This is a genomic window from Lentzea atacamensis (assembly GCF_003269295.1).
In the GTDB taxonomy this organism is placed as follows: Bacteria; Actinomycetota; Actinomycetes; order Mycobacteriales; family Pseudonocardiaceae; genus Lentzea; species Lentzea atacamensis.
Genome location: NZ_QLTT01000001.1, coordinates 1,205,689 through 1,223,996 on the forward strand (window position 1 = coordinate 1,205,689; position 18,308 = coordinate 1,223,996).

Here is an 18,308-nt window from a genome sequence, read left to right on the forward strand (position 1 = left end):
AATCCTCGCCGCGAACCACCCAGCGGCGGGGAGGATCAACGATGCTCAGGCAGATTTGCGCACTCGGTCTGGCGGTGGTCGTCGCGGCCACCGCGGCGTGCTCAGGATCCGGTGGCGGCGGCAAGGCCAGGGACACGCTCGTCGTCTACACCGGGCAGGCGGGCGACTTCCAGCTCAACTTCAACCCCTACGCCCCCACCCAGATCGAGGGGCCGGGCACGATCTACGAGTCGCTGTTCTTCTTCAACATCGCCAAGGACACCCCGCCGAAGCCCATGCTCGGCACCGAGTTCAAGTGGAACGCGGACGGCACCGAGCTGTCGATCACCCTCAGAGACAACGTGAGCTGGTCCGACGGTCAGAAGTTCACCGCGAAGGACGTGAAGTTCACGCTCGACATGGTCGCGAAGACCCCGGCCATGAACAGGACCGGCTTCAAGGGCGAGACCACCGTTGTCGACGACACCCACGTGGTCATCAAGTTTCCCGAACCGTCCTACATGGACGGACCGCAGGTGCTGGGCCAGCTCTGGATCATGCCGGAGCACATCTGGAAGAACTACGGCAACCCGGCGACCGAGGTGAACCAGAACCCGGTCGGCACCGGCCCGTTCCAGCTCGGCGACTTCAAGGCGCAGTCGTTCACCCTCAAGGCCAACCCGACGTACTGGGGCGGCGAGCCCGCGGTGAAGCAGGTCCGCTACCTGTCGCTGTCCGGCAACCAGGCCGGTGTGGACGCGCTCAGGGCCGGGTCGATCGACTGGCAGACCGGCCCGATCCCTGACATCAAGGACATCGAGAAGAACTACCCCGGGTACAAGGCGATCACGTTGCCGCTCAACCAGGTCGCGCTGTTCACCTGCTCCAACGCGCAGCTGGGCTGCCAGGGCGCACAGACCGACCCCGCCGTGCGCCAGGCGATCTACTACGGCATGAACCGGACGCAGATCAACTCGCTGGCGTTCCAGAACGTCAACAGCGAGATGTCGCCCGGCTTCACGCTGCAGCCGCGCGACGCCCAGCTGCTGTCGAACAAGCTCACCGACCGCATGGCTCCGATGAACCCGGACACCGCGAAGTCCGACCAGATCCTCACCTCGGCCGGCTACGTCAAGGGCGCGGACGGCATCTACGCCAAGGACGGCAAGCCGCTGGCGCTGACGGTGAAGGTGGTCGCCGGCTGGACCGACTACATCACCGCGCTGGAGACCCTGAGCCAGCAGCTGCTCAAGATCGGCATCAAGATCACGCCGCAGCAGCTGTCGTGGAACGAGTGGGCCGACGCGCGCGGCCGCGGCCAGTTCGAGCTGCTGATCGACTCCGTGGAGCAGGGCCCGGCACCGGACCCGTACTACACCTACAGCTACTTCTTCTCGACCGCCACGACTGCACCGGTCGGCCAGGCGGCCAACCCGAACTTCGCCAGGTTCAGCAACCCGATCGTGGACAACGCGCTGGCCGAGCTGAAGAAGACCGACCGGGGCAACCCCGCGCGGCAGCCGCACTACGACGCCATCCAGGTCGAGCTGGAGAAGTACCTGCCGTACATCCCGGTGCTGACCGGTGGCATCCCCAGCGAGTACAACGCCAAGGCGTTCACCGGCTGGCCGAGCAAGGACGACCTGTACGCGTTCCCGGCGGTGTGGAAGCGGCCGGACGCCTCGCAGGTGTACATGAAGCTCAAGCCCGCCGGTAACTGACGATGGGCTATTACCTGCGCAAGCTCGCTTTCTACCTGACGGCGCTGTGGGCGGCGGTGACGCTGAACTTCGTCATCCCGCGGATGCTGCCGGGCAACCCGGTGGACATCCTGATGGCCAAGCTCCAGCAGCGCGGCGGGAGCGTCGATCCCGCCGCGCGCACGGCCTACGAGACGTTGCTCGGCACCGGCGGGCGCGAGTCGTTCGCCGAGGAGTACTTCGCCTACCTGGGCAACCTGCTGCGCGGCGAGCTCGGGGTGTCGGTCAGCGCGTTCCCGGCCAAGGTGTCGGACGTGATCGGCGACGCGCTGCCGTGGACCGTCGTGCTGGTGGGGCTCGCGACGCTGCTGTCGTTCCTGCTCGGCGTGGGGCTCGGCGCGGTCGTCGGCTGGAAGCGCGGCACCTGGCTCGACGCGCTGGTGCCCGCGACCACGGTGCTGTCGGCGGTGCCGTACTTCTGGCTGGCGCTGATCCTGGTCGCGCTGCTCTCGTCGGGGCTCGGCTGGTTCCCGCTCAACGGCGGTTACGACGTGGTGCTGGATCCCGGCTGGAGTCCCGAGTTCATCGGCTCGGCGATCTACCACGGCACGTTGCCCGCGCTGACGATCGTCATCTCGTCGATCGGCGGGTGGTTGCTGGGCATGCGCAACATGATGGTGTCGGCGATGTCGGAGGACTACGTGCTGACCGCGCGAGCCAAGGGTCTCACCGACAGCCGGACGATGATCCGGTACGCGGCACGCAACGCGGTGCTGCCGTCGGTCGCCGGGTTCGCCACCTCTCTCGGGTTCGTGGTGTCCGGGTCGATCGTCACCGAGCAGGTGTTCTCCTACCCCGGCATCGGGTCGAAGCTGCTGCAGGCCGTGCAGAACAACGACTACGCGCTCATGCAGGGGATCTTCCTGGTGATCACCATCGCGGTGCTCGGCGCGAACCTCGTCGTGGACCTGCTGTACGGGCTGATCGACGCCCGCACGAGGGATCGGAGCACCGTGTCGTGATCAGATCCGGAAAGCTCGCCACCGGCCTCGGTCTGGCGGGCCTGATCGTCCTCTTCGGACTGGTCGGCCCGCTGCTCACCGGCGACCCCGCCACGATCAGGGACGTCGGCCTCACGCCACCGGGCGGTGAGCACCTCCTCGGCACGACGCTGACCGGCCAGGACGTCCTCGCCCAGCTCGCCCACGCCACCCGCGGGTCGCTGTGGATCGGCGTGCTGGTCGGGGTCATGGCGACCGTGCTGTCCGGCGTCTTCGGCATCGTCGGCGCCTACGCGGGCGGCATCGTCGACGAAGTCTTCTCGTTGTTCTCCAACGTCATGCTGGTGATCCCGGGCCTGCCGCTGGTCATCGTGGTCGCCGGGTTCGTCCCGGCGGACCAGCGCGGCACGTGGACGATCGCGCTCGTGCTGGCGATCACCGGATGGGCCGCGGCCGCCCGTGTGCTGCGGGCGCAAACGCTGTCGTTGCGCAACAGGGACTACGTCGCCGCGGCACGGGTGTCCGGTGAGAGGACCTGGCGGGTGATCTGCGTGGAGATCCTGCCGAACCTGCTGCCGATCCTCGCCTCCCAGTTCGTGTTCGCCGTCGTGCTGGCGATCCTCAGCGAGGCGGGGCTCTCGTTCCTCGGTCTCGGCGCCGCCAACTCGTCGACGCTCGGCACGATGCTCTACTACGCCCAGAACGGCTTCGCGCTGCAGCGGGAAGCGTGGTGGTGGTTCGTGCCGCCGGGGCTCGTCATCGCCCTGTTCGGCGGGGCGCTGGTGCTCATCAACTTCAGCATCGACGAGATCATCAACCCCCGGCTGCGCGACCGTGCGCGGCGCGGGCGGGACGTGGTGGCGGTCGAGGCGGAGATCGCCCCGGTCGACGACGACGCCGTGCTCACGGTCAGGAACCTCAACGTCGTGTACCAGGCGGCGACGCCGGTGCACGCCGTGAAAGACGTGTCATTGACCCTGCGCCGGGGCGAGATCCTCGGCCTGGCCGGGGAATCCGGTTGCGGCAAGACCACGCTCGCCTACGCGATCAACCGCCTGCACCGGCCGCCGGCCGAGGTCACGTCCGGATCAGTCGTCTTCCACAACGGTGCCGACGTCGACGTTCTCGCGCTGGAGCCCGAAGAGCTCAGGCAGTTCCGCTGGGCCCAGCTCTCGATGGTGTTCCAGGGCGCCATGAACTCGCTGAACCCGGTCACCCCGATCCGCGCGCAGCTGCAGGACGTGTTGCGCACCCACCGGCCGTCGATGCCCGCCGCGCAGCGGGAGGAGCGGTGCGCGGAGGTGCTCCGGCTCGTCGGCGTCGACCCGGCCAGGCTCGGTTCCTACCCGCACGAGCTGTCCGGCGGCATGCGGCAACGGGTCATGATCGCGATGGCGCTGCTGCTCGACCCGCAGGTGATGATCATGGACGAGCCCACCACGGCACTCGACGTGCTGGTGCAGCGGGAGATCCTGAACGAGATCAGCCGTTTGCGCGACGAGCTGCGGTTCGCGGTCATCTTCATCACCCACGACCTGCCGCTGCTGCTGGAGCTGAGCGACCGGATCGCGGTGATGCGTGACGGCGAGGTCGTGGAGTACGCGACCGCGGAGGACGTCTACCTCCGGCCGCAGCACCCGTACACGCGTCAGCTGCTGGCTTCGTTCCCCAGCCTGACCGGCGAACGAGGAGCGCTGATCACATGACCACGCTGGAAGTCCGCGGCCTAACCAAGAAGTTCCACAGGTTCCAAGCGGTCGACGACGTCTCGTTCACGCTCACCGCCGGCAGGACCACCGCGCTCGTCGGCGCGTCCGGCTCCGGCAAGTCGACGATCGCGAGGATGATCGCCCGGCTCGTCCGTCCCACCTCCGGGGAGATCGTGCTGACCGGTCCGGACGGTGAACCCGTGCCACGGCGGGCTTATCGCGACCACGTGCAGATGATCTTCCAGGACCCGTTCGCCTCTCTCAACCCGTTCCACACCGTCGAACACCACCTGGCCCGGCCTTTGCGGCTGCACGGGCGGCCGCGCTCGGAGGTTCCGCGGCTGCTGGAGAAGGTGAGCCTGACCGCGGACTTCGCGGCCCGGCGGCCGCACGAGCTGTCCGGCGGGCAGCGGCAACGGATCGCGATCGCCCGCGCGCTCGCACCGGGTGCCAGGGTGATCATCGCGGACGAGCCCGTGTCCATGCTGGACGTGTCGATCCGGCTGGGCGTGCTCAAACTCCTCGCCCGCCTGCAGCGCGAGGAGAACCTCTCCGTCCTCTACATCACGCACGACCTCGCCACGGCACGGCACTTCTCCGACGAGGTCCTGGTGATGCACCAGGGCCGGATCGTCGAACGCGGGCCGAGCGACGACGTGCTCATGCGTCCGCAGGACCCGTACACCCGCCGGCTCGCCGCCGCCGCACCCGACCCAGAAGCCCGCTTCCGCCAGGGAGGACAGCCTTGATCCGCCAGTACCTGCACGACGGCTGGCAGCTGACCGCGACGACGACCGAGGTGCCGGACAACATCAGGGGCAGGACGGTGCCCGCGACGGTGCCCGGCAGCACCCACCTCGACCTGCTGGCGTCCGGGCTGATCACCGACCCGTTCCTCGACCAGGCCGAGGCGGAGCTGACGTGGATGCACCGCGCGGACTGGCGGTACAGCACCACGTTCCTGGCCGCCGCGGTGACGTCCGGCCAGCGGGTGGACCTCGTGTTCGACGGACTGGACACCGTGGCCGCCGTCGAGCTCAACGGCCATCTCCTCGGCCACACCGCGAACATGCACCGGAGCTACCGCTTCGACGTCCGGCGGTTCCTCGTGGACGGCGGCAACGACCTCACCGTGTCGTTCTCGTCCGCGCTGGCGCACGCCGAGAAGATCGAGGCCGGTCTCGGCAGCCGTCCGCACGTGAACGCCCACCCGTTCAACATGATCCGCAAGATGGCGTGCAGCTTCGGCTGGGACTGGGGACCGGACCTGCAGACCGCGGGCATCTGGCGGCCGGTCCGGCTGGAACGCTGGCACACCGCCAGGCTGGCTCAGGTGTGCCCGGTCGTGACGGTCTCGCCGGACGGCACCGGCCACGTCGAGGTCCACGCCGTCATCGAGTGGGCCGACGACGCCGACGAGAACCTGACGCTGGAGATCACGGTGGGTTCGTGCGAGCACACCGTCGTCATCCCGGCCGGGCAGGACACCGTGACCGCCCGCGTCGACGTGCCGGACGCCGAGCTGTGGTGGCCGGTGGGGTACGGCCCGCAACCGCTCTACGACCTGGAGGCCGTCCTGCGCGGTCGATCGGGCGCAGTGGACGGTGTGACGCGGCGGATCGGGTTCCGCACGATCACCGTCGACACGACGCCGGACGACATCGGCACGCCGTTCACCATCGTCGTCAACGACAAGCCCGTCTTCGTCAAGGGCGTCAACTGGATTCCCGACGACCACTTCCTGACCCGGATCACGCGCGACCGGCTGGCGCGGCGCGTCGACCAGGCCGTGGACGCGCACGTCAACCTGTTGCGCGTGTGGGGCGGCGGGATCTACGAGTCCGACGACTTCTACGACGTGTGCGACGAGCGCGGTGTCCTGGTGTGGCAGGACTTCCCGCTCGCCTGCGCCGCGTATCCGGAGGAGGAGCCGGTGCGCGGCGAGCTGGAGGCCGAGGCCAGGGAGAACGTCGTCCGGCTGATGTCGCACGCCTCGCTGGCGTTGTGGAACGGCAGCAACGAGAACCTCTGGGGGCACGCCGACTGGGGCTGGCCGTGGCAGCTCGACGGCAGGACCTGGGGACTCGGTCACTACACCGAACTGCTGCCGCGGATCGTCGCCGAGCTCGACCCGACCCGGTTCTACTGCCCCAGCAGCCCGTACAGCCCGGTGGAAGGCCTGCACCCGAACGACGAGAACCACGGCACCCGGCACGACTGGCAGGTCTGGAACGAGGTCGACTACACGCACTACCGCGACCACGTGCCGCGGTTCTGCTCGGAGTTCGGGTTCCAGGGGCCGCCGACGTGGTCCACTCTCACGCGGTGGATCCACGACCAGCCGCTGACGCCGTCCTCGCCGAGCTTCCTGACCCACCAGAAGGCCGAGGACGGCAACGGCAAGCTCGACCGCGGTCTCGCCGCGCACCTGCCGGTGCCGCAGCGGTTCCCGGACTGGCACTGGGCGACGCAGCTCAACCAGGCGCGGGCGGTGAGCTTCGGCATCGAGCACTTCCGCTCCTGGTGGCCGCGCACGGCGGGCGCGGTCGTCTGGCAGCTCAACGACTGCTGGCCGGTCACGTCGTGGGCGGCGATCGACAGCGAGGAACGCCTGAAGCCGCTGTGGTACGGGCTGCGGCACGCCTTCGCTCCCCGCATCCTGACCTTCCAGCCACGCGACGGCCGGCTCGTGCTCATCGCCGTGAACGACCACGACGAGCCGTGGGACGCGCACATCACCCTCGACCGGCAGACGTTCCGCGGCGTCACGTTGCACCTGACTAGACTGCGCCGAACGGTGCCGCCCCGGTCGGCCGTCGAGCTGGACCTGGACGAACCGCTGCTGGAGCCGGTGCACGAGGACGCGGAGGTGATGGTGGCGACCACCGCGGACGCCCGCGCGATCCACGCGTTCCGGCCGGACTCGCAGCTGGCGTACCACCCGGCTCCCCTGGTCGCCCAGGCGGAAGCCGTGCACGGCGGCTACGAGGTCGAGGTGCGTGCCACGTCGTTCGCGCAGGACGTGGCGATCCTGGCCGACCGCGTCGCACCCGACGCCGTCGTGGACGACATGCTCGTGCCGATGCTCGCCGGAGAGGTTCGCGTGTTCGGAATCCGCACGGACGCCGTGGTCGACCCCGCGGCGTTCACCGACCCGCTGGTCCTGCGCTGTGCCAACGACCTCGGCGTGGTGCCGTAGTGGGCGGCTCGCCGACCGGCGCGGTCGGGCTCGTGCTGGCCAGGCCCGCGCGGCTGCTGGGCGTCGAGCCGTTCTTCATGGAGTTCATCGCGGGGATCGAGGAACGGCTGGCCGAACGCGACCTCTCGGTGCTGCTGCACGTCGTGGCCGACCACGAGGCCGAGATCGCCGCGTATCGCCGGTGGGCCGGACGCGGTCTGGTCGACGCGACCGTTGTGGTCAATCCCGTGGTGGGCGATCCACGCCCGGCCGTCCTGCGCGAACTGGGGCTGCCGGCCGTGGTCGTCGGCGACGATCCGGACCTGCCCGCCGTCCGCACCGACCACGCCGGTCCGGTCGCCGAAGCCCTCGGGCACCTGCTCGAACTGGGCCATCGGCGAATCGCCAGGGTCACCGGGCCTTCCGCGTTGCAGCACACGCGAGCCCGCACGGCCGCGTTGCTCTCGGGCTGCGCGGAGGCCGGTGTCGAGCCGGTGATCGTCGAGGGCGACTACTCGGAGGAGGCGGGCGCCAAGCTGACGACCGCGCTGCTGAGCGGGCCAGAGCCGCCCACCGCGATCCTCTACGACAACGACGTGATGGCCGTGGCGGGTCTGGCCGCGGCCGCGTCGCTGGGCGTCGCCGTGCCGGCGCGGCTCAGCCTGGTGGCGTGGGACGACTCGACGTTGTGCCGCCTGGCCTCCCCCGCGCTGACCACGATGAGCGTCGACGTGCACCAGTTCGGCGTGTCGGTGGCGGAGTCGGTGCTGGAACGCATCGGCGGCGACCCCGTCACGCCGCGCTGGTCCCCCACCGCCCGCTACGTCCCGCGCGGCACCACGGCACCGGCCCCGTAGGGCCGGTGCCCCAGGACGGTTTGCGGGCCAGCAACGTGAAGGTGTTCGGCAGCTGTCCCCGCCACGCCGCCGCGTCGAGATCACCCCACCGCCAGAACGGTTCCGGGTGCTCGGCCACGTGCCGCAGCTCCAGCCCGGCGCCGAGCACGGCGGTGATGATCCCGGCGAGCGTCGTCTGCCACTCCACCGCGCCGTTGGCGGGAAACGTGTCGTTGACGTGCGACCGCTCGAAGTACCCGCGATCCGGCCGGATCCTCGGCTCGTCCTCGTCCCACGTCCACAGCGGCACCATCGGATGGGCCTCGTGCACGAACAGGTGCCCGCCGGGTCTCGCCAGCCGAGCGACGTCCGCGGCCCAGGCGTCGAGGTCCGGCATCCAGATCAACGCGCCCTTGCCGGTGTAGACCAGATCCGCGCACCCGTCCCGCAGCGGGGCACCCGGCAGTTCGGCGACCACGTAGCGGCAGTTCACGCCCAGCTCGTCCGCCCGGCGTTGCGCCGCGGTGGCCGCCACCGAGCTGAAGTCGACACCGACGACGGACCGCGCACCTTCCGCGACGAGGGCGATGTCGTCCAGGCCGTGGCCGCTCTGCAGGTGCACGACAGCAGGCGAGTCAGCCAGCAGTGGCCGCAGGAGTTCGAGTTCGCACGGGGACAACGCCGACCGGGTCCTGGCCTCGTCGAGCAGCTCGTCGTACTCGTCGACGTGCTTGCGCGACGCCGTTTCCCACGCGATCCGGTTCGACTCCACGCCCACCACTCTGGCCAGCCCGCGCGGATCACGTCCATCGAATATGCCACCGGGCAGGATTCGGGCATGGACGAAGGCACCAACATCGTGATGATCAACTCCGCCGGGCAGGTGCTGCTGTACCTGCGCGACGACAAACCGACGATCAAGTTCCCGAACACCTGGTGCCTGCCGGGAGGTTACGTCGAGCAGGGCGAGCAGCCGCACGAGTGCATCAGGCGCGAGATCGAGGAGGAGATGGGCGTGGTGCTCGAGGAGGTGCGGCCGCTCGTCTCGGCGACCCGCTCGTACGGCGTCGAGCACACGTTCTGGACCGAGATCGACCTGGACCTCGACCACGTCGTGCTCACCGAGGGCCAGCGCCTGAAGTGGTTCACCCGTGCCGAGATCGACGCGACTCCGCTCGGCTACGAGGACAACGCGATCCTGGCGGACTTCTTCGCCCGCCGGGATCACGCCTGACGTCAGCTCGGCGCCACCGCGCGCCCGGTCTGCGGCGAGATCGCGCCCGCGCACAGGCCACGAGAGGCCAGCACCCGTGCGATGCCGGGGATCGCCGCGATCGTGTTGGCCGGCCCGTCGTGCATCAGGACGACCTGGCCGTTGGTGAGCCTGCCGTTGGCGCGGACGATGTCGTCGACACTCGCGTTGTCCCAGTCCCTGGTGTCGACGTCCCAGAGGATCTGCCGCAGGCCGTGCGCCGCCGCGACGGACTGCACCGTCGAGTTGGTGGCACCGAACGGAGGGCGGAACAGCTTCGGAGTGCCACCACCGGCCGCCGCGATCGCCCGCTGGGTGCGGGAGATCTCGGAGTCGATCTGCGCCCTGCTCAGCTGGGTGAGGTTCGGGTGCGAGTAGCTGTGGTTGCCGACCCACATGCGGGCGTTGACCTGAGCCCGGACCAGCGCCGGGGATGCGGCGGCGTGACGGCCTTCGTTGAACATGGTCGCCCGCAACCCGTTCTGGGTGAGCGCGTTGAGCAGGCTCTGCGTCTTGGCGGTTGGTCCGTCGTCGAACGTGAGCCCGACGTATCCGGTGCAGGGCGCGGCCTGTGCGGTGCCCGCACTGACAACGCCGGCCATCAGGACGGCGACACCCATGACGAGAAAGGGTTTGTGCACGAGTCCGGTCCTTTCGGCGAGTTTTTCCGACGCTACTGATCGCCATGTGACCGGACAAGCGGTGTGCGTTCACGGAATTCGGTCGAACAATCGAATGGAACCGTTGCCGAATTCGATTGTTCGACACGTCGGAGGACCCGACCGGGCTCGTCACCGGCGGCGTACCGCCGGTGACGAGCCCGGTCGTGACCATTACCTCCTGGTCACCCTGTTCGCCACGACCAGCGGGGCGAACTGGACCCAGTCGACGTTCGGCGCGAAGGCCGCGGGGTTGCCGAAGGTCACCGAGCCACTTCGGGTGACCAGATCGAGCGGCGACGTCTCCTGCCAGAAGCCGTCCCACGTGTAGTTGTGGCGGTACCGCCTCGTGGTCGCCTTCCCACCCGCCTCGGTGGCGACGAGTTCCCGGTTGATGATGTCGGTGTTGTACGCGTGCCCGGTGTTCTTCTCCGCCTGGGCGTAGGCGACGGTCAGGTTGTACTGGCCCGCGGCGGCGACCGCTCCGGTGCGGGGGATCGTCAGCGTGCCGTTGCTGCCGTTGCTGTTGCCGATGTAGCCGACGTAGCTGCCGCCGGACGCCCAGGGGCTCGTCGCGGTCGCCGCGGCGCCCGCGAGCTGGCCCGCCTCGGCTTCGACACGGACGGCGTTGCGGTCGGCCGCGGCGTCGCGGGTCAGCGTGAGAGTGCCGGTGGCGAGAGGAGCGCTTCCCTCGTTGGAGAGCTTGACCTCGGTGATGCCCGCCTTGAGGTGGACCGTCGTACTGCCGTTCCACGCGCCGGCGCAGGTGGTGGTCAGGTCGGCGCCGGCGACGCGACGGCCGGAGAGCGTGAGTCCGAGCGTGCTCCTGCCGGTCGAGGTGAAGGCGGTGTCGAGCCGGTAGTAGCCGTCCTCGGCGGCGGAGACGTACGTGGTGACGGACTCGCCGGCCCGCAGCATCGCGCCGCGGCCGGAGCTGCGGGCGTCGGAGAGCGGGTACACCGTCCTTTCCGGACCGGTGACCTCGGTCAGGTCGACGCGGTCGAGCGTGACGTCGGACGAGGCGCCGAGGTGGCCGGCGGGTCCGCTGGTGCGCAACGAGATCCGGTGCGTGCCGGCGGTGAGCTGGACGGGCGTGTCGTGGCGGCCGCGGTAGGTCCAGTTCAGCGTCGCGGGCAGGGTCAGGTTCCGCACGTGGGTGTCGTCCACGTAGAGAGCGCTCTGGCCGACGAACGCGTTGGTGCCGTAGAAGACGCCGAGCTTGTACGTGCCGGTGCGCGGCACGGTCACGTCGACGGTCACGCGCGAGTCCGGGCGGTTCATGGACCCGACGTCCTTGCGGCCCGACGTGGTGTAGCGCATGGCCATGTCCCACGAGCCCGATCCATCGTCCTGGACGTACACGCGGGCGTTCTCCACCGTGCCGTTCTCGGCCTCGTAGCTCGCCTGCCACGGCGCGTTCGCGACCGGAGCCGCGCCGGACCCGGCGGGCGTGACGATCACCTGGTACGCGGCGAGCTGGTCGCCACCGGGCACCTTGACCGTCGCCTGGCCGTTCGTCACGCGGACTCGCGCCGCCGCCACCACCGGCGGCTGACCGGCGTCACCCTCGTAGCCGGTCCAGCTGGTCTTGGAGACGCGCACGTCGACCTGGTCGCCGAACACGTTCCGGTCGATGCCGCTTAGAGCGACGTTCACCGCGTTCGCCGTGCCGCCGAGCAGAACCGTCGCCTTGGCGGCACCGCGGTTCAGCGTCGCCATGCCCTGCAGGGTGTCGCGGGTGTTGGGCTGCGGCGGCGTCACCCTGACCGTGTTGCCGGACAGGTCGCCGTACCACTTGGTGAGCCACCAGCCACCGTTGGCGCGGCCTGCGCGCACGGCGTGGTCGCTGAGGTTGCCGGCCATGGACCAGAACGCCATGTGACCGTCCACCTTGGTGTCTTCCAGCATGGTGATCCACTGGATCATCTGGCCGGGCACCGAGGTGTCGCGCCGGTTGGAGTACTCGTTGATGACGATCTCTCTCGGAGAGATGCCGAGCTGCCGTTCCATCTCGCGGTACTCCGCGTAGTTCTTGCGGTAGGACACCAGGGAATCAGGGCCGAGCTCGTGCCAGCTGGTCATCTCCGGCAGCACGTTGTTGGCCTTGGCGTAGGTCAAGAACTCACGCAGGTGGTCCGCGCGATACCGGGTCTCACCGATGCCGGCGATGCGCGCGTTGGGCAGCACGGACTTCACCAGGCGGTAGACCCTGGTCCAGTCCGCGAAGAACTTCTGCTTCTTGTTCGCCCAGTCCGAGTACCAGATGCCGTCGGGCTCGTTGAAGATCGTCCACACGAAACGGTCGCGGTCGGGACGTTGCGCGACCTTCTCCAGCTGCGGCCGCAACCTGGCGACGTAGTCGTCGATGCCCAGGTCCTCGTACGGCCACTTGCTGTACGCGTCCTGCGAGTAGATGTGCATCTCGCTGCCGCCCGTGGCGAAGAACTCGTCCGCGAGCTTCAGCGCGTCACCGTTCGGGTGCTGGTCCCCGTCCGGCGCCTTCTGCGAGATGCTGCGCAGACGCATGCCCGCGATCAGGTCCCGCGACGGGACACCGGTATCGCCCAGGCCGTAGAGCATGCCCGTGGCGCCGCCGCGGAGCGCGCCGGTGGAAGAAGCGAGATCCACGCGGAGTGTCTCGGTCGCCGCGACGGCAGTTGGTGGGGACAGCGTGGTGAGCGCTAACGCGGCGACGACCGCGCAGGCAGGGATACGCATCGGAACTCCATTCCGGATCACTTGACGGCGCCGCCCGTGATGCCCGAGATGATCTTGCGCTGGGCGACGGCGAGTACGACGACGAGTGGCAGACTCATCAGGACGACGTAGGCGAAGATCAGGTGCCAGTTGTTCAGGTACAACCCGGCACTTGCCACGCGGAACAGGTTCAGCGGCAGGGTGTCGAGCCGCCCGCCGATGACGAAGAACGCGTAGAACACGTCGTTCCACACGTAGAGGCAGATCAGGATCGTTGCGGTGGCGAGCACCGGCCGCAGCAGCGGCAGCACGATCCGCCAGAACACCATGACCGGGCCCGCGCCGTCGATCTGCGCGGCCTCCTCCAGCGCCGGCGGGATGGTCCGCACGAAGCCGGTGACGAAGAAGATCACCGTGGACAGGTAGATCCCCGTGTAGACGCCGATCATGCCGACCGCGCTGCCCGCGAGCCCGAGCTGCCGCAGCAGCAGGACGACCGTGACGACAGCGGGTGGCAGCACGATGCCGCTGATGCCCAGCGCGTACAGCACCGCGTTCAGCCGGGTGGCGCGGCGGGCCAGGATCCAGGCCGCCATCGACCCGAAGGTCAGCAGCAACGCCACCGTCGGCACGACGACCAGCAGGCTGCCGAAGAACGCGGCGGGCACCTCACCGTCGACCCACACCTGCTTCAGGTTCTCCAGCAGCTGCCAGCGTTGCGGCAGTGACAGGTCGGGGTTGAGCGCCTCGCCCTGCGACTTCGCCGCGGTCACCAGCACCAGCCACAGCGGGATCCCGATCACGACGAGCGCGAGCGCGGTCGCGGCGACGGGCTGTGCTTTCGTCCAGAACCGGTTCACAGGACCGCCTCCCGCCTGCGCAGCGTCCGGATCACCGGGAACGCCAGCAGTGCGACGAGCAGGAACAGCACCAGGCTCATCGCGGTGGCCTGGGCGAACAGGCCCTGCCCGAACGTGCGGTAGATGAAGATGTTCAGGATCTCCGTGGTGCGCGCGGGTCCACCACCGGTGGTGGCCTGAACGATGTCGAACCCGTTCATCGACCCCAGCAGCGCCGTGGCGACGTTGAACGTGACCGCGGGCGCCAGCAACGGGAACCGGATCGCCCAGAACGCCCTGACGCGCGACGCGCCGTCGATGCGCGCCGCCTCCAGCAGGTCCTCCGGAATCGTCTTCAGGCCCGCCAGGTAGATGAGCATCGACAGGCCCATCCACTTCCACGCGTGGATCACCGCGACCACGACGATCGTCCAGGTGGTGTCACCGAGCCACGCGTAGTCGATGCCGAGCAGGCTGTTGAGGCTGCCCTGCGGCTTCAGCAGCGCCTGGAAGATGTAGCCGACCGCGAGAGCGGACATCAGCACCGGCACCAGAAAGAGGATGCGCACCACCCGGTTGAGCGTGGTGTCCCGTTCGAGCAGGACCGCCAGTCCGAAGCCGAACAGGTTCTGGAACAACGCCACCAGCACCGCGTAGACGAGGGTGATCCGCACCGCGCGCAGCAGCGTGCCGTCGGACGCGAGCTGGGTGAAGTTGTCGAAGCCGGTCGGGTTGATCGCGCTCTTGAAGCCGGACCAGTCGGTGAAGGCGTAGATGAAGTTGAACAGCGTCGGCAGGAAGAAGAAGACGAGCAGGATGGCGAAGGCCGGCGCCAGGAACCACATCGGGTGCGTCTGCCGCCTGACCGAGTTCCTGGCACGGCGCGGCTGGTCCGGCGCGGGGAGCGGCCGGGCGACCGGCCGCTCCCGCACAGCGGTTCGTGGTGCGGACATCAGAACCCCGGCGCCCCGGCCGCCTTGGCCAGCTGGGCGAACTGGTCCTGGGTCGCCTTCGCGACCTCCTCCGGCGACATCGTCCCGACGATCATGTCGGCGAGGTTGATGTACAGGTCCGGGTTCGCGACCGCCAGCGCCTGCATGGAGCCCACCGACGTGCCCAGCGACGCGTGCACGTCGAGCAGCGCCTTCGGCACACCGGCCGGGTTGGCGACGGCCGGCTGCAACGAGACGGTCTTGCGGGCGTTCACGAACTCCTGGTAGCCGGGGCCCATCCAGTACGCCAGCAGCTGCCTGGCCGCGGCCTCGCGCTTGGCGTCACCGGTGCGGAACGCGACCAGGGCGTTGGACTGGTCGGGGATGAACGTGCCGACGTTGCCGGACGGCGAGATCGGGAAGAACCCGATCTTCCGGTCGAGCGTCGCGGTGTCCGACTTGGCCTGCAGCTGCCCGAAGAACGAGTTGACCTGCACGGCCATCGCGGCCTTGCCGTCGAGCAGAGCAGCGCCCTGGTCCTCGAACTTCGCGGTCTTGATGTCGGCGTTGAAGAGTCCCTCGTCGATCAGCGACTTGTACTTCTTGATCGCGTCGACCACGACGGGGCTGCCGAAGGTCTCCTTGTTGGTGTTGATCTTCTCCCAGAGCCCGTTCTTGGCGGCGTCGGCGAGCTGGACCTGCACCCACCACTGCGTCGCCCAGCGGTCGCCCGCCATCTCGAAGAACGGGGTGACGCCCTTGGCCTTGAGCGACCTGGCCGCGCCGACCATCTCGTCGAAGTTCTTCGGCAGCGAGGTGATGCCGTTGGCCGCGAAGACCTCCTTGTTGTAGTAGACGCCTTCGACGGCCGGGCTGGTGACCAGCGCGGCGTACCGCGTGCCGTCGAGGATGCCGGTGATGTCCTTGAGCTCCGGCGCCAGCTTCGGCAGCCAGGGCGCGTCGGTCAGCGGCTGCAGGTTCGTCTTCGCGTTGATGGCCGTGAGCATCGACGCGGTGGGCTGCCAGAAGGCGAGGTCCGGCTTGTCACCGGTGGCCACCTTCGTCTGGACGCCCTGTTCGTACGGGTCCGGGATGGTGACGACCTCGACGTCGGCGCCGGTCACCTTCTCGAACGCCGCCACCACCTGTTCCGGCACGGTGTTGCTGTTCTGCGCCGCCCAGATCGCCAGCTTGACCCCGCTGAGGGAGGCCGCGGGGTCCGGCCAGGAGACCGCCGCGCCGGTGCCTGTGTTCGCGCCGGGGTCACTGCACGCCGTGAGTCCCAAAAGGACGGCTGCGACACTGATCCATTTCTTCATCGTGCGGATCCTTCGGTGGGTGAGGGAATCGGGGAGGTGCGGGGGACGATCCGGAACAGACGCGCCGAAGCAGGAGCACGCCGCGCTGTCAGCGTCAGCTCCCCCGCGTCCAGATCCCAGCCGGACTGCCACGCGGGCAGGTCGCGCGGGTACAGCACTTCGACGTCGATGTCCGCGCCTCGCAGGTGCGGCAACGACAAGGTGACGCTCTCGTGGTCGCTCTCACGCTGCCACACGGCGAGATAAGTGGCATCGCGAGACTTCAGGGCGAGACTCAGCCACCGGTCGCTCCACGCGGGCAGACCCAGTGGCCACAACGGAACGGCGGTGGCGAGATCGGCACGGATCTCGTGCTGCACCCGCACCGCGGCCCGCACGGACGCGAGCTGCTCCGCTGTCATGAGGTCGAGCCGGCCGGACAGGTAGAGACGGCCGAGCAGTCCGGTGCAGAGGGTGAACGCGATGTCCTCATCGGACATGTCCGGCTGCGGGTAGGCCCAGCTCGCCGACTGCTCCGGCAGCACCGACATCGGCGCGGACACCGCGATCGGCGGGTAGAGCCGGGGGTCCTGCTGGTCGCTGGTGGACTGCAGCTGCATCCGCGACAACATCGCGTAGTCCATGCGCATCGCACCGGAGGCGCAGTTCTCCAGGATCAGGTGGGGATGCCGGTCCAGGACACCGTCGAGCCACGCGAGGTGCGCCCGGTTGTGCGCGAGCAGGCCTGCGCCGGCGCTGTCCGAGGCCAGGTCGGTGCCCGCGCCGGCGTCGACGTTGTAGTCCATCTTGAAGTAGCCGACGCCCAGCTCGCCCACCAGCCGGTCGACCACCGCGTCGAGGTGCGCGACGGCCCGCGGGTGACGCAGGTCCAGGTGGTAGCGGCCGTGCTCGACCAGCCGGACACCGCCGCGCTGCAGGAACGCCGACGCCGGCAGCCGGTCGGCCATCGGGCTGCGCACGCCGATCACCTCCGGCTCGAGCCACAGGCCGGGCACCATGCCGCGCTCGCGGATGTGCGCGACGACCTTCTCGATCCCGCCGGGGAACCTGGTCCGCGACGGCAGCCATTCGCCGACACTGTCCCACCAGCCCGAGTCGTCGTCGTACCAGCCCGCGTCGATGCAGAAGACCTCCGCGCCGACGTCGGCGGCGGCGTCGATCAACGGCAGCAGCTTCTCCGTGGTGGGATCGCCCATCAACGTGTTCATGTAGTCGTTGAACACCACCGGCAACGCGGTCCGGTCATCGTGCGGTCGCACGATCTCCCGGCGGTGCGCGGTGAGCGCGGCGATCGCACCGTCCACACCGGACCGCGACACCGCTACGGACACCGGCACGGACGTGAACGACTCGCCGGGCAGCAGCCGTTGCTGCCACTGGTGGTCGATGTCGGTCGGGCCGAGCAGCGCGACGTACGGGCCGTCCAGCCGCTCGGCGACCTCCCAGCGCCAGGCCCCGTTGTGCTCGACCTGCCACAGCCACGCCTCGCCGGTCCGCCGGTCGACGACGCCACCGGTCGGCAGGACCGTGCCCGTCGACCACGTGCCGGTGCTGACCACGGCGGCCCGGCCGCGGCCGTCCTGTCCGTGCAGCCCGAGGTTGAGATCGGGCACGGCGTTGTCGCGCAACGGGGGGCGGGCCCAGCGACCCTCGCCGAGCCACTCGCTGTCCGCTCGCAGCAGGTCGACGTCCCCGGCCGCGCCGCCGAACCCCGCGGCGAACGAGGTCACACCCTGCAGCACCACCTGTTCGTCGCCGTGGTTGGTGACCGTGGTGGTGACCTGGCAGGCGGCCACCCCGTCGACCGAACGGAACGTCGTGCGCGCGACCAGCCCGGTCCGCTCGTCCCGCAGGTCGATGTGCAGCTCGCTCCACTTGCCGTCGGTGCGCCGGGCGGAACCCGCGTAGACCATGCGACGGCCGACCGCGGTCTCGGAGAAGCGGTGCGAGACCCTGGCCCGCCCTTGGCCCGCCACCAGCACCTCGACCAGGGGCTGCGTGGCCCTGGGCCGGTCGGTGTGCCCGCCGGCGGCGGAGAGCGAGCGAACGCCGACCGGCCCGCCGGGCGACACGTCCACCACGAGCTCCAGCGCCGAGTGGCCCCAGACCACGCTGGTCGCGGACTCGATCGAAGTCACTGTGTCCCCATTCCCGCTGCTCAACGTTGTGTGACCGGTCACATGGTCGCCACAGTGTGAGCGCTAACA

At 69.3% G+C, this 18,308-nt stretch carries 14 protein-coding genes; 7 read left to right on the top strand and 7 right to left on the bottom strand.

Features of this window, described 5'->3' with window-relative positions:
- The first annotated feature begins 41 nt into the window (after window positions 1–41).
- From C8D87_RS05715 to C8D87_RS05740, 6 genes are read left to right on the top strand one after another with little or no spacing between them, the layout of a single operon-like run.
- Window positions 42–1,700, top strand: a complete 1,659-nt coding sequence (locus C8D87_RS05715; RefSeq protein ID WP_112225785.1) for an ABC transporter substrate-binding protein — start codon at window positions 42–44, stop codon at window positions 1,698–1,700.
- A 2-nt stretch (window positions 1,701–1,702) separates the two neighbouring features.
- Window positions 1,703–2,701: an ABC transporter permease gene (locus C8D87_RS05720; RefSeq protein ID WP_112225786.1), complete on the top strand. Its 999-nt coding sequence runs from the start codon at window positions 1,703–1,705 to the stop codon at window positions 2,699–2,701.
- Window positions 2,698–4,386: a dipeptide/oligopeptide/nickel ABC transporter permease/ATP-binding protein gene (locus tag C8D87_RS05725; protein ID WP_112225787.1), complete on the top strand. Its 1,689-nt coding sequence runs from the start codon at window positions 2,698–2,700 to the stop codon at window positions 4,384–4,386. The genes C8D87_RS05720 and C8D87_RS05725 overlap by 4 nt, the downstream gene beginning before the upstream one ends.
- Entirely contained in the window at window positions 4,383–5,138 is a 756-nt protein-coding gene (locus C8D87_RS05730) for an ABC transporter ATP-binding protein (RefSeq protein ID WP_109636387.1), read from the top strand. The genes C8D87_RS05725 and C8D87_RS05730 overlap by 4 nt, the downstream gene beginning before the upstream one ends.
- On the top strand, window positions 5,135–7,588 hold the full coding sequence (locus tag C8D87_RS05735; RefSeq protein WP_112225788.1) for a glycoside hydrolase family 2 protein: 2,454 nt from the start codon (window positions 5,135–5,137) through the stop codon (window positions 7,586–7,588). Before C8D87_RS05730 ends, C8D87_RS05735 begins: the two co-directional genes overlap by 4 nt.
- Complete coding sequence (locus C8D87_RS05740) at window positions 7,588–8,424, top strand: LacI family DNA-binding transcriptional regulator (protein WP_109636385.1); 837 nt, start codon at window positions 7,588–7,590, stop codon at window positions 8,422–8,424. Before C8D87_RS05735 ends, C8D87_RS05740 begins: the two co-directional genes overlap by 1 nt.
- Here the strand turns inward: C8D87_RS05740 and C8D87_RS05745 are convergent.
- Window positions 8,360–9,175 (bottom strand): class I SAM-dependent methyltransferase, encoded by an 816-nt coding sequence (locus tag C8D87_RS05745; RefSeq protein WP_215732184.1) that lies wholly within the window; start codon window positions 9,173–9,175, stop codon window positions 8,360–8,362. The two genes, C8D87_RS05740 and C8D87_RS05745, sit on opposite strands and share 65 nt — an antisense overlap.
- Before the next feature lie 66 nt (window positions 9,176–9,241).
- Between C8D87_RS05745 and C8D87_RS05750 the strand changes: the two genes are divergently transcribed.
- The gene (locus tag C8D87_RS05750) at window positions 9,242–9,637 is read left to right on the top strand and encodes an NUDIX domain-containing protein (RefSeq protein WP_109636383.1); all 396 of its coding nucleotides are present in this window, start codon (window positions 9,242–9,244) and stop codon (window positions 9,635–9,637) included.
- Between the two features lie 2 nt (window positions 9,638–9,639).
- Here the strand turns inward: C8D87_RS05750 and C8D87_RS05755 are convergent, their stop codons facing one another.
- The 6 genes from C8D87_RS05755 to C8D87_RS05780 all read right to left on the bottom strand — a co-directional run bounded on the left by C8D87_RS05755 (window position 9,640) and on the right by C8D87_RS05780 (window position 18,239).
- Window positions 9,640–10,257: a polysaccharide deacetylase family protein gene (locus C8D87_RS05755; RefSeq protein WP_233441995.1), complete on the bottom strand. Its 618-nt coding sequence runs from the start codon at window positions 10,255–10,257 to the stop codon at window positions 9,640–9,642.
- A 231-nt stretch (window positions 10,258–10,488) separates the two neighbouring features.
- Window positions 10,489–13,032, bottom strand: coding sequence for a cellulosome protein (locus tag C8D87_RS05760; RefSeq protein WP_146771631.1), 2,544 nt, complete (start codon window positions 13,030–13,032; stop codon window positions 10,489–10,491).
- A 17-nt stretch (window positions 13,033–13,049) separates the two neighbouring features.
- Window positions 13,050–13,871, bottom strand: a complete 822-nt coding sequence (locus C8D87_RS05765; RefSeq protein WP_109636380.1) for a carbohydrate ABC transporter permease — start codon at window positions 13,869–13,871, stop codon at window positions 13,050–13,052.
- A complete protein-coding gene (locus C8D87_RS05770; RefSeq protein ID WP_109636379.1) occupies window positions 13,868–14,803 on the bottom strand; it encodes a carbohydrate ABC transporter permease in 936 nt (311 codons plus the stop codon). The genes C8D87_RS05765 and C8D87_RS05770 overlap by 4 nt, the downstream gene beginning before the upstream one ends.
- Entirely contained in the window at window positions 14,803–16,101 is a 1,299-nt protein-coding gene (locus C8D87_RS05775) for an ABC transporter substrate-binding protein (protein WP_112225792.1), read from the bottom strand. The genes C8D87_RS05770 and C8D87_RS05775 overlap by 1 nt, the downstream gene beginning before the upstream one ends.
- Window positions 16,098–18,239, bottom strand: coding sequence for a glycoside hydrolase family 36 protein (locus C8D87_RS05780; protein ID WP_215732185.1), 2,142 nt, complete (start codon window positions 18,237–18,239; stop codon window positions 16,098–16,100). Before C8D87_RS05780 ends, C8D87_RS05775 begins: the two co-directional genes overlap by 4 nt.
- Window positions 18,240–18,308 lie beyond the last annotated feature (69 nt).

Coding starts and splice junctions, on each gene's coding strand:
- C8D87_RS05720 (WP_112225786.1), top strand. CDS start 1,703: ATGGGCTATTACCTGCGCAAGCTCGCTTTCTACCTGACGGCGCTGTGG.
- C8D87_RS05770 (WP_109636379.1), bottom strand. CDS start 14,803: ATGTCCGCACCACGAACCGCTGTGCGGGAGCGGCCGGTCGCCCGGCCG.
- C8D87_RS05715 (WP_112225785.1), top strand. CDS start 42: ATGCTCAGGCAGATTTGCGCACTCGGTCTGGCGGTGGTCGTCGCGGCC.
- C8D87_RS05760 (WP_146771631.1), bottom strand. CDS start 13,032: ATGCGTATCCCTGCCTGCGCGGTCGTCGCCGCGTTAGCGCTCACCACG.
- C8D87_RS05755 (WP_233441995.1), bottom strand. CDS start 10,257: ATGGCCGGCGTTGTCAGTGCGGGCACCGCACAGGCCGCGCCCTGCACC.
- C8D87_RS05730 (WP_109636387.1), top strand. CDS start 4,383: ATGACCACGCTGGAAGTCCGCGGCCTAACCAAGAAGTTCCACAGGTTC.
- C8D87_RS05775 (WP_112225792.1), bottom strand. CDS start 16,101: ATGAAGAAATGGATCAGTGTCGCAGCCGTCCTTTTGGGACTCACGGCG.
- C8D87_RS05750 (WP_109636383.1), top strand. CDS start 9,242: ATGGACGAAGGCACCAACATCGTGATGATCAACTCCGCCGGGCAGGTG.